This is a genomic window from Stenotrophomonas sp. B2, from assembly GCF_014947095.1.
Taxonomy (GTDB): domain Bacteria; phylum Pseudomonadota; class Gammaproteobacteria; order Xanthomonadales; family Xanthomonadaceae; genus Stenotrophomonas; species Stenotrophomonas maltophilia_P.
This window is the reverse complement of sequence record NZ_JADCQA010000004.1, coordinates 301,815-312,176: the sequence shown is the minus strand read 5'-3', so window position 1 is coordinate 312,176 and position 10,362 is coordinate 301,815. Positions and strand designations below refer to the sequence as shown.

Below are 10,362 nucleotides of genomic sequence, written 5' to 3'. Positions count from 1 at the left end.
TGGCAACCACAGGCATGGGGGTCTCGACAGTTCCTGGTCGGGCCCAGACTTTAGCAGAGCGCGCCGGCAGTCGAGGGCCTCAGCCCAGGTATTCGTCCTTCAGCCGGACGTAGTGGTCGGCCGAGTAATGCAGCGACTCGACCTCCCTGTCGCTCAGCATGCGCGCCGGCCGGGCGGGATTGCCCAGCCAGAGTTCGCCTTCGCCGACCACCTTGCCCGGGCCCACCACTGCACCAGCACCGACGAAGCCGTGGCGCTCCACGCGCGCGCCATCGAGGATGCAGGCGCCCATTCCGATCAGGCTGTAATCGCCGATGCTGCAGGCATGGATGATGCAGCCGTGGCCGACTGTCACGCCTTCGCCGATCAGGGTCGGATGGCCGGCCTTGTTGTACGGGCTGTGATGGCTGACGTGGATGATGGTGCCGTCCTGCACGTTGGTGCGGGCGCCGATGCGGACGAAATTGACGTCGCCACGGATGACGGTACCCGGCCAGATCGAAACATCGTCGGCAAGCTCCACGTCACCAATGAGGGTACACGCCGGGTCGACGTATACGCGTGCGCCGAGCACCGGCATCTTGTCGCGGAAAGGGCGCAGCGGGGTCATCGGTGTCTCCGGAAATCAGGGCGATCGCGACGATGATACGCGGGCCGCTGCGCTCGCCGGGCATGGCCCGGCGCCACCGTCGATGCTGCGTTACGCCACGCGTCCGCGCCGTGCACGCTCCAGGTGCACCAGCAGCAGCGAGATCGCGGCCGGCGTCATGCCGGGGATGCGCTGCGCCTGGCCAATGGTCTGCGGACGCACACGTTCCAGCTTCTGCAGCACTTCGGCCGACAGGCCACGCACGCTGGCGTAGTCGAAGCCTTCAGCGATCGGCGTGGCTTCGTGCCGCTGCTGGCGCGCGATCTCGTCGCGCTGGCGGTCCAGGTAGCCGGCGTATTTCACGCCGATCTCGACCTGCTCGGCCACCTTGCCATCGGCCACTGCCGGGCCGAGCGAGGGCACCTGCATCAGCTGCGCGTAATCCAGCTCGGGGCGCTTGATCAGGTCGAGCACATTGGTTTCGCGGCTGACAGTCACCCCCAGCGTGTCCTGCACTTCGCGGCCCAGGGCATTGGCCGGGGTCGCCCACAGCGCCCCCAGCCGCGCACGTTCGGCGGCTACGGCAGCTTGCTTGGCCTCGAACGCCATCCAGCGCCGATCATCGACCAGTCCCATGTCGCGGCCAACCGGAGTCAGGCGCTGGTCGGCGTTGTCCTCGCGCAGCTGCAGCCGGTACTCGGCGCGGCTGGTGAACATGCGGTACGGCTCGTTGGTGCCGTGGGTGATCAGATCATCCACCAGCACGCCCAGATACGCTTCGTCGCGGCGCGGGCACCAGCCATCCAGGCCGCGCACCTGGCGGGCCGCATTGAGGCCGGCCAGCAGGCCCTGCGCGGCCGCCTCTTCATAACCGGTGGTGCCGTTGATCTGGCCAGCGAAGAACAGGCCGTTGACCAGCTTGGTTTCCAGCGAAGCCTTCAACCCGCGCGGATCGAAGAAGTCGTACTCGATGGCGTAGCCGGGGCGGGTGATGTGCGCGTTCTGGAAGCCCCGGATGCTGCGCACCATCTCCAGCTGCACGTCGAACGGCAGCGAGGTGGAGATGCCGTTGGGATAGATCTCGACGATGCCCAGCCCCTCAGGCTCGACGAAGATCTGGTGGCTGGCCTTTTCGGCGAAGCGCACCACCTTGTCCTCGATGGAGGGGCAGTAACGCGGGCCGATGCCTTCGATCTGGCCGCTGTACAGCGGCGAGCGGTGCAGGGCGTCACGGATGATCTGGTGGGTCTGCTCGGTGGTATGGGTGATCCAGCAGCTGACCTGCTGCGGATGTTCGTCCACCGAGCCGAGGAAGGACATCACCGGCCGCGGCGTATCACCGGGCTGCTCGTCCATCACGCTGTAATCCAGCGAGCGGCCGTCGATGCGCGGAGGGGTGCCGGTCTTCAGGCGGTCGACCTGGAACGGGCGCTCGCGCAGGCGTGCGGCCAGCGTGGTGGCCGGCGGATCGCCCATGCGGCCGGCGGCGTACTGGGTCGGACCGACGTGGATCTTGCCGGCCAGGAAGGTGCCGGCGGTCAGCACCACCGCCTCCGCATCGAAGCGCAGGCCGGTCTGGGTGATGACGCCGCGCACGGCGTCGCCCTCGATGACCAGATCATCGACGGCCGCCTGGAACACGGTCAGGTTGGCCTGGCCCTCGACGAGGGCGCGGATCGCCATGCGGTACAGGTTGCGGTCGGCCTGGCAGCGGGTGGCGCGCACCGCCGGACCCTTGGAGGCATTGAGCGTGCGCCACTGGATGCCGGCGCGGTCGGCGGCATGCGCCATCGCCCCGCCAAGGGCGTCGATCTCCTTGACCAGATGGCCCTTGCCGATACCGCCGATGGCCGGATTGCAGCTCATCGCGCCCACCGTTTCGATGTTGTGGGTCAGCAGGAGGGTGCGCACGCCGGTGCGGGCCGCGGCCAGCGCGGCCTCGGTGCCGGCGTGGCCACCGCCGATGACGATGACGTCGTAACGATGGAAGGAGTGGGTCATGGGGGCGGAGTCGATGGGGGCGGGCGCGGCCGGAGGCGGTGCCGGGGTGGCGATTTTAGCGCCATTCGGCAGGGCGACGCCCGGAGAAGCCAGGGCCGGACGAAATTGACCCTAAAGTTGGCAGGATTTTTGCAGATAACCCAATAGCACCCATCGTGGCTGGCGCCGAAGGCGCCCGTGACCGGAATTGGAACAGGGGCCGGTACAGGCGCACGATGGGGGAGCAGAGGGCCGGCAGTCGGGGGACTGTCCGGCCCTGTTTTTCTTCGCCGAAGGCATCCGCAAAAACAGACGGCCCCGCATTGCGGGGCCGTCTGCCTTCAGAGGTGCCGACATCCGACAGGGCCGGAACAGGGGGGATCCAGATGTTCCTGTCGGATATCGACGTAGAGCTTTCCGCGACGGCCCATACCGCTTCTTGTCACTTTGTGACGCGGGCCGTCACAACCGCTTTAGATTGCCGCTTGGACCGTGTGAAATGCAAGACGGTTCAGCGCTCAAGTGTGCGCTGCGTCGCACGATCCATGTTGCGCCAGGGGGAACCGTTCATCCTGGGCGCACTCGGTGCCGGCGCCGGGCGGGCCGGCGGTGGCGGGCGCTGCACGCTCGGCTGCGGCGGGCGTCGCATCGAGTCCATGTTCCGCCACGGTGAGCCACCATTGTTCTCGCGCGGCGGACGCGGAGGACGGTTCTCGCCATTGCCCGGCGGGCGCGGTGGCGGGCGGTGATTGTGCGGTGGACGATAGATCGGACGCGAGTAGTACGGGTAGCCATAGCCGCCGTAATAGCCGCCATAGCCTCCGTAGTACGGGCCGTAGTTGTAGGGATAGCCGGCGGGGTAGCGGTACTCCACCGACGGCGCACCGTGGTAGTAGCTGCCGCTGCGGCCACCGCCGACATAGTCGTAGGTGGTGCAGCCGGTCAGGGCCAGCAACAGGCCACCGGCAAGCATCAGGCGCGTTTTCATGTGGGTCCCCCCAGAACGGGTGTGCAGTCAGCTTCGGGCGTGGGCATTGAATCGGCCCTTAATTCCACCACCCAGGATGAATGGCGGCGAAGGCCTGCATGCTGGCATGACCTGTGCCGGGGTCGCCAGCACGAGGGCATACGTTAATCTTGCGTCATGAGCGATTCACTGTTGCCCCGTGCCGAAGATGTCCTGGCTGCCGCCGCGAGGATCGCGCCGCACGCAAGTGTGACGCCGGTGCTGCGCTCGCGCACCCTCGACACGCTTGCCGGCGCACGCCTGGCCTTCAAGGCCGAGCACCTGCAGCGGGGCGGCGCGTTCAAGTTCCGGGGCGCCTGCAACGCCGTCTGGTCGCTGTCGGACGAGCGCGCCGCACGAGGTGTGGTCACCCATTCATCGGGAAACCATGGCGCGGCCCTGGCGCTGGCGGCACGGACGCGGGGCATTCCCTGCCATGTGGTGGTGCCGGAGGGCGCCGTCGCCGCCAAGCTGGCCAACATCGCGCGCCATGGAGCCACGCTCTGGCGTTGCGCGCCGACCATTGCCGAGCGTGAGGCCACCTGCGCCAGGGTGCAGGCCGACACCGGTGCAACCCTGGTGCACCCGTATGCCGATCCGGCGGTGATGGCAGGGCAGGGCACCGCTGCGCTGGAACTGCTGCACAGCGACGGGCCGTTCGACGTGCTGGTGGTGCCAGTGGGCGGTGGTGGCCTGGCCAGCGGTACTGCGCTGGCGCTGCAGCTGGCCGGCCCGCAGACCCGGCTGGTGCTGGCCGAACCGGCTGGTGCCGACGATACCGCCCGCTCACTGGCCGCCGGCGAGCGGCAGGGCGCGTTCACCCCCGATACCGTCTGCGATGGCCTGCGCACCCTGATCGGTGCGCCCAACTTCGCGCTGCTGCGTGCTGCCGGTGCGGAGGTCATCGTGGTCGACGACGCCGCCACCCTGGCTGCGATGCGCCTGCTGTGGGAGGTGCTCAAGCAGGTGGTTGAACCGTCTTCGGCGACGGTGCTGGCGGCGGTGCTGTCCCAGCCGGAACGGTTTGCCGGGCAGCGGGTGGGCCTGGTGCTGTCCGGTGGCAACGTCGATCTTCCCGCCCTGCGCTGGGGCATGCCTTGAGCCGCGGCCGGCACCGCGAGCGTACCGGCCTGTTCGGTTGGGCGTGGCGGCTGTTCGTGCTGCTGGTGATCTGGCTGCTGGGCGTGACCGCATGGATCGTCTGGGTGGGAGAGCGCGATCAGGCCGCCCAGGCCGATGCGATCATCGTGCTCGGTGCGGCCGCCTATGACGCCAAGCCGTCGCCGGTCTTCGAGGAGCGCATCCGTCATGGCCTGGACCTGTACGAGGCCCGGTATGCACCGCTGCTGATCTTCACCGGGGGGTATGGCGGCAGCGGCGCCCGCTTCTCCGAATCGCAGGTGGCGCGGCGCTATGCGCTCAAGCACGGCGTTCCGGACGACGCGATCCTGATTGAAACCGCCTCGCGCAACACCGTGCAGAATCTGATCGAGGCCAAGCGGCTGATGGATCAGCGCAACCTGCACCGGGTGATCATCGTCAGCGATCCGCTGCACATGGCACGCGCGCTGCGCCTGAGCCGGGCGCTGGGCATCGATGCGCTGGCGTCATCGACGCCGAGCACCCGCTTCCGCAGCTTCCACACCAGCTGGCGTTTCCTGCTGCAGGAAATCTATTTCTTCCATCGCGATCTGGTGCGGCCACCGCTGAGTTCGCCGGCCAATACCTGAGCGGCTGCCGCCTGCCTTGGGTGGGTGCCGACCTTGGTCGGCGCATCACCCGTGATCGATCGATCAGGTCTGCTTGCGACGGATCGGAATGGCCGACACCGGTACCGAGGCCACGTCGTGGCCGCCTTCGCGGATCGGCGCGCCCGGGTCCGGTGCCCAGGCATGGGCATAGATCACTTCCCAACTGCTGGGCAGCGTGCCATCGGCACGGCGCATCGGCTCGTAGGCGGCCGCCGCAGCGGCGAAGCGCCCGCGGCCGGTCAGCGTATGCCGACGGTCCACCCGTGCATTGGTCGCGCCCATCGCCCGCAGTTCGCGCATCAAGGCGGGCAGATCCTCGTAGGTCAGGGTGAACAGGTCGCGGTCCAGCACGGGGTCGCGGAAGCCGGCCATCATCAGCGCGTCGCCGAACTGTGCGATCTGCGCGAAACGGCTGACGTGCGGGCGATCATCGGCAGCAGCGAACGCTTCGTTGAGCTCGATCAGGGTTTCCGGCCCGAAAGTCGAGCACAACAGCAGGCCGCCGGGCTTGAGCACGCGGCGGAAGCCGGCGAACACTGCAGGCAGATCGTCCACCCATTGCAGGCAGAGATTGCTGAAGATCACATCCACACTGTTGTCGGCCAGCGGCAACGCCGCCGCATCGGCGCACAGGCGCTGGAAGGGCTTCCACCACCCGGCCTGGCGCCTGGCCTGATCAAGCATCGGCAGGGCGATATCCAGCGCGATCACCTGTGCCTTCGGCCAGCGCTTTTTCATCAGTGCGCTGGCATGGCCGGTACCGGCACCGATGTCCAGCACCACCTCGGGCCTGCGTGCCTCCAGGTAGTCCAGCGATTCCACCAGCCGTGACTGCACTTCGCGCTGCAGGGCAGCGGCGGCGTCGTAGCTGCTGGCGGCGCGGGAGAACGCACGGCGCACATGGCGGGGATCGAAGTGGGACGGCATTGCAGGATCTCTCAGAACGTACCGGGGTAGGCGCCGCCATCGATCAGCAGGTTCTGCCCGGTGATGTAGCCGGCCTGTGCGCTGCACAGGAAAGCGCAGGACGCGCCGAATTCGTCGGCGGTGCCGAAGCGGCCGGCGGGGATCTGCTGGCGGCGGCGCTCGGCGATCTCTCCGGCATCGCCATCCTTGCCCGCGCTGTGGGCGAAGTTGGCGCGCAGGCGATCGGTGTCGAACTGGCCAGGCAGCAGATTGTTGAGGGTGACGTTGTGGGCGACCGTGCGCCGCGACAGACCGGCGACGAAGCCGGTCAAGCCACTGCGCGCGCCGTTGGACAACGCCAGGGTATCGATCGGCGCCTTCACCGCCGACGAGGTGATGTTGACGATGCGGCCGAAGCCGCGCTCGATCATCGCGTCCACGGTGGCGCGGATCAGCGCGATCGGGGCCAGCATGTTGGCGTCCAGTGCAGCGATCCAGTCGTCACGCTCGAAGCTGCGGAAATCGCCCGGCGGCGGCCCGCCCGCGTTGTTGACCAGGATGTCCACCTGCGGGCAGGCGGCCAACGCAGCGGCACGTCCGGCTTCTGTGCTGACGTCGGCAGCGACCGCGTGCACCTCGCCGGCGCCGGGCAGTGCGCGCAGATGCTCGGCGGCGGCCTGCAGCGCTGCTTCGCCGCGCGCAACGATCACCACGTTCACGCCTTCGCGCACCAGTGCGCGCGCGCATCCCAGGCCCAGCCCCTTGCTTGCACCGCAGACCAGGGCCCAGCGGCCCTTGATACCCAGATCCATGCGTCAGCCCTGCGCAGTTCGAAGGAACGTCATTGTCCGTCATCCGCCGGTGTCAGGCCGGCAACGAAGCGTTGCAGGACGGCGGCCACTTCGTCGGCGTGGCCGAGGAAGGGGGCGTGGCCGCCGTGAGCGATGGTCAGCGCCTGTCCGCCGGGCGCGAGCGCCGCTGCAGCCTGTATGGCGGCCGGTGGCACCAGCCTGTCGCGTTGACCGGCGATCCACAGGCTGGGCTTGCCCAGTGCCGGCAGGGCGCCGCGCAGGTCGGTGCTTTCCAGCAGCTGCAGACCCTCCCGCAGGGCGCGTGCGGTCGGTGCACCGCGTTCCACCAGGCGCTGGCGCAGGGTGCGCAGTTCCTCGCGGGCGTGCGCCGAACCCATTACATCCAGGGCCAGGAATCGTTCCAGCGTGCCACCGAAATCGCCGGCCAGCTCACGGCCGAACTGCTCGAACACGGCCGGCTCCACCGCATGCGGCCAGTCGTCGCCGCGCACGAAGCGGGGCGTGGCAGCGATCATCGCCAGTCCCCGCACTTTCGGCAGGGTCGCCGCGGCATGCAGTGCGAACAGCCCGCCCAGCGACCACCCGCACCACACCGCCGGTGGCGTGGCGGCGGCGATCGCGTTGACCACGAAGGGCAGGCGCAACGGCGTGGTGTCCCCGCGGCTGTGGCCGTGTCCGGGAAGATCGACCAGGTGCAGGGTGAACTGCTGCGCCAGGCGCTGGACCAGCGGCGCGAACACACCGCCCTGCAGGGCCCAGCCGTGGATCAGTACCAGGTCCGGCCCCTGGCCGGCGACTTCGATATGCATGCGGAAACCAGCCGAACCTCAAGCCAGGGCCGGCAACGGCGGTGGCGCGGCCTCGCGCGGCGTGATCGAGAGGCGATCACGCGCGCTGGCGATGGCCTCGACCAGCCCCCGCACCTGGTCTGCCGTGTGCAGGGCAGAGAGGGTGACGCGCAGGCGTGCCTTGCCTTCCGGAACGGTCGGCGGGCGAATCGCTCCGACCAGCCATCCCGCCTGCTCCAGCGCCCTGGACAGCGCCAGTGCGGTGTGGTCATCGCCGCACAGCAGGGGCTGGATCGGTGTCTCCGATGCCATCAGGTCCAGCCCGTGGCGGCGCGCTTCGCCGCGGAACAGTGCGATCAGGTCGACCAGCTTGGTGCGGCGCCAGTTGTCGCGGCGTGCCAGGCGCACTGCTTCCAGTGCCGCCGCCGCCAGCGCCGGCGGCATCGCGGTGGTGTAGATGTAGGGGCGGGCGGTTTCGGCCAGATGCTCGATCAGGTCTTCGCGGCCCAGCACCACCGCGCCGGCGCTGCCCAGCGCCTTGCCCAGGGTGACCAGTTGCAACGGCACGTCGTTCACGCCCAGACCGGCGGCCGCCACCGTGCCCCGGCCATCGCCGACCACGCCAACGCCATGTGCATCGTCCACATAGAACAGTGCCTGCTGCAAGCGCGCGACCAGTGACAGTGCGCGCAGCGGCGCGACGTCGCCGTCCATGCTGAAGACACCATCGGTGGCCAGCATCGCTGCGCCATCGGCTGCGTGCCTGAGCTGGCGCATGGCCCCTTCCGCATCCAGGTGCGGATAGCGGCGCAGGCGTGCGCCCGCCAGCCGCGTGGCATCGAGCAGACTGGCGTGATTGAGCTTGTCCTGCACGCAGACGTCGTTCTCTTCGCTCAGCAGCGCCTGCTGCACCGCCAGGTTGGCGGAAAAACCGCTGCCGAACAGCAGTGCGCGCGGGTAGCCCAGCCACTCGGCCACTTCGCGTTCCAGAGCATCGTGCATCGCGTGGTGACCGCAGACCAGGTGCGATGCGCCGGCCCCGGCGCCTTCGCGGGCGGCCGCGTCCTGCAATGCATTGACCACGCTGAACTGCTGGGCCAGGCCCAGATAGTCGTTGCTGCAGAAGCCGGTCAGCCATCGGCCTTCCACTTCCAGGCAGACGCCATCGCGGCGGGTGACCGTGCGCCGTGGGCGGCGACGACCTTGGGCATCGCGCAGCGCGCGCTGGTCCTGGATGCGGGCGGTGAGGTCGGGGCGGGCCATGGCGGCGGGAGGCGGCGACGGGGCGGCTAGGGTAGCGCGTTGCCGCGACGCCTGCTCGGGCCCCGTCTCAGGCTGCGTGAGCGCAGCCGCAGCCGGGTGCATCGCTGCCGATATCGGCATGCACGGTACCGCCGTGGTCGTGGCCCTCGGCGTCCACCTGCACCGCCATCGGCTGCAGGCCCAGCCGCGCGAACAATGCCAGATCGCGCTCGCTTTCCGGGTTGCCGGTGGTCAGCAGCCTGTCGCCATAGAAGATGGAGTTGGCGCCGGCCAGGAAGCACAGCGCCTGCAGTTCGTCGCTCATCGCCTCGCGGCCGGCCGACAGGCGCACCATCGAACGCGGCATGGCAATGCGTGCCACCGCGATCATGCGCACGAACTCGAACGGGTCCAGTTCGGCACTGCCGTGCAGCGGCGTACCGGCCACCTGCACCAGTCTGTTGATCGGCACCGAATCCGGATGGGCCGGCAGCGTGGCCAGGGCCAGCAGCAGTCCCACGCGCTGCGCCCGCGTCTCGCCCATGCCGACGATGCCGCCGCAGCAGGTCTTCAGGCCTGCATCCCGCACGTGCTCCAGCGTGTCCAGGCGGTCCTGGTACTGGCGGGTATGGATGATCGAGTCGTAATAGTCCGGCGCGGTGTCGAGGTTATGGTTGTAGTAGTCCAGGCCGGCGTCCTTCAGTGCCCGTGCCTGGTCGCCACTGAGCATGCCCAGCGTGGCGCAGGTTTCCAGGCCCAGTGCCTTCACCCCGGCGATCATCGCCGCCACTTTCGGGATGTCGCGATCCTTCGGCGACCGCCAGGCCGCGCCCATGCAGAAGCGCGACGCACCGGCAGCCTTGGCCTGGCGCGCCTTGGCCAGCACCGCTTCGGTGTCCATCAGCTTCTGTGCGTTGACGCCGGTGCTGTAGCGCTGGGCCTGCGGGCAGTACGCGCAGTCCTCCGGGCAGCCGCCGGTCTTCACCGACAGCAGCGTGGAGACCTGCACCCGGGCGGGGTCGAAGTGCTCGCGATGGACCGCAGCGGCCCGGAACAACAGGTCGGGGAGGGGAAGTTCGAACAGCGCCTGCAGTTCATCGTGTTGCCAGTCGTGGCGGATGGCAGTGGCCATGGCGGGACCCGGGTACGAGTGGAGCGAGGGCGGCAGTGTGGAGGGGGGTGGAAAGACTGTCAACTCTGTAGTGTATTTAGTGGTTTACAGTGCGCCGGTTGATCAGGCCGACGCGGATGGCCGCGTTTCACCGCTTCCTGCAAGGCTTGCGGCCAC

The 10,362-nt window shown here is 68.8% G+C and carries 10 protein-coding genes; 2 read left to right on the top strand and 8 right to left on the bottom strand.

The annotated features are described in order from the left end of the window. Positions 1–79: 79 nt before the first annotated feature. From IMX13_RS06580 to IMX13_RS06570, 3 genes are all read right to left on the bottom strand, one after another. Positions 80–610, bottom strand: coding sequence for a gamma carbonic anhydrase family protein (locus IMX13_RS06580; protein WP_193396054.1), 531 nt, complete (start codon positions 608–610; stop codon positions 80–82). Positions 611–700: 90 nt separating this feature from the next. After that, positions 701–2,590 (bottom strand): tRNA uridine-5-carboxymethylaminomethyl(34) synthesis enzyme MnmG, encoded by a 1,890-nt coding sequence (gene mnmG, locus IMX13_RS06575; protein WP_065174313.1) that lies wholly within the window; start codon positions 2,588–2,590, stop codon positions 701–703. 490 nt (positions 2,591–3,080) lie between these two features. Next, complete coding sequence (locus IMX13_RS06570; RefSeq protein WP_193396053.1) at positions 3,081–3,557, bottom strand: hypothetical protein; 477 nt, start codon at positions 3,555–3,557, stop codon at positions 3,081–3,083. A 156-nt stretch (positions 3,558–3,713) separates the two neighbouring features. On the opposite strand from IMX13_RS06570, the gene IMX13_RS06565 reads away from it, so the two are divergent. After that, complete coding sequence (locus tag IMX13_RS06565) at positions 3,714–4,676, top strand: pyridoxal-phosphate dependent enzyme (protein WP_065174314.1); 963 nt, start codon at positions 3,714–3,716, stop codon at positions 4,674–4,676. Continuing rightward, positions 4,673–5,305 carry a YdcF family protein gene (locus IMX13_RS06560; protein WP_111187213.1) on the top strand — a complete coding sequence of 211 codons (633 nt, stop codon included), beginning with the start codon at positions 4,673–4,675 and terminating at the stop codon, positions 5,303–5,305. The genes IMX13_RS06565 and IMX13_RS06560 overlap by 4 nt, the downstream gene beginning before the upstream one ends. A gap of 63 nt (positions 5,306–5,368) precedes the next feature. Here the strand turns inward: IMX13_RS06560 and bioC are convergent, their stop codons facing one another. The 5 genes from bioC to bioB form a co-directional block, all read right to left on the bottom strand. After that, complete coding sequence (gene bioC / locus IMX13_RS06555) at positions 5,369–6,253, bottom strand: malonyl-ACP O-methyltransferase BioC (RefSeq protein ID WP_053517990.1); 885 nt, start codon at positions 6,251–6,253, stop codon at positions 5,369–5,371. An 11-nt stretch (positions 6,254–6,264) separates the two neighbouring features. Beyond that, positions 6,265–7,044 carry an SDR family oxidoreductase gene (locus IMX13_RS06550; RefSeq protein ID WP_053517992.1) on the bottom strand — a complete coding sequence of 260 codons (780 nt, stop codon included), beginning with the start codon at positions 7,042–7,044 and terminating at the stop codon, positions 6,265–6,267. A gap of 29 nt (positions 7,045–7,073) precedes the next feature. After that, positions 7,074–7,853 carry a pimeloyl-ACP methyl ester esterase BioH gene (gene bioH / locus IMX13_RS06545; RefSeq protein WP_065174316.1) on the bottom strand — a complete coding sequence of 260 codons (780 nt, stop codon included), beginning with the start codon at positions 7,851–7,853 and terminating at the stop codon, positions 7,074–7,076. An 18-nt stretch (positions 7,854–7,871) separates the two neighbouring features. Then, on the bottom strand, positions 7,872–9,095 hold the full coding sequence (gene bioF / locus IMX13_RS06540; RefSeq protein ID WP_193396052.1) for an 8-amino-7-oxononanoate synthase: 1,224 nt from the start codon (positions 9,093–9,095) through the stop codon (positions 7,872–7,874). Positions 9,096–9,162: 67 nt separating this feature from the next. Further along, positions 9,163–10,206, bottom strand: a complete 1,044-nt coding sequence (bioB, locus tag IMX13_RS06535; RefSeq protein ID WP_193396051.1) for a biotin synthase BioB — start codon at positions 10,204–10,206, stop codon at positions 9,163–9,165. Positions 10,207–10,362 lie beyond the last annotated feature (156 nt).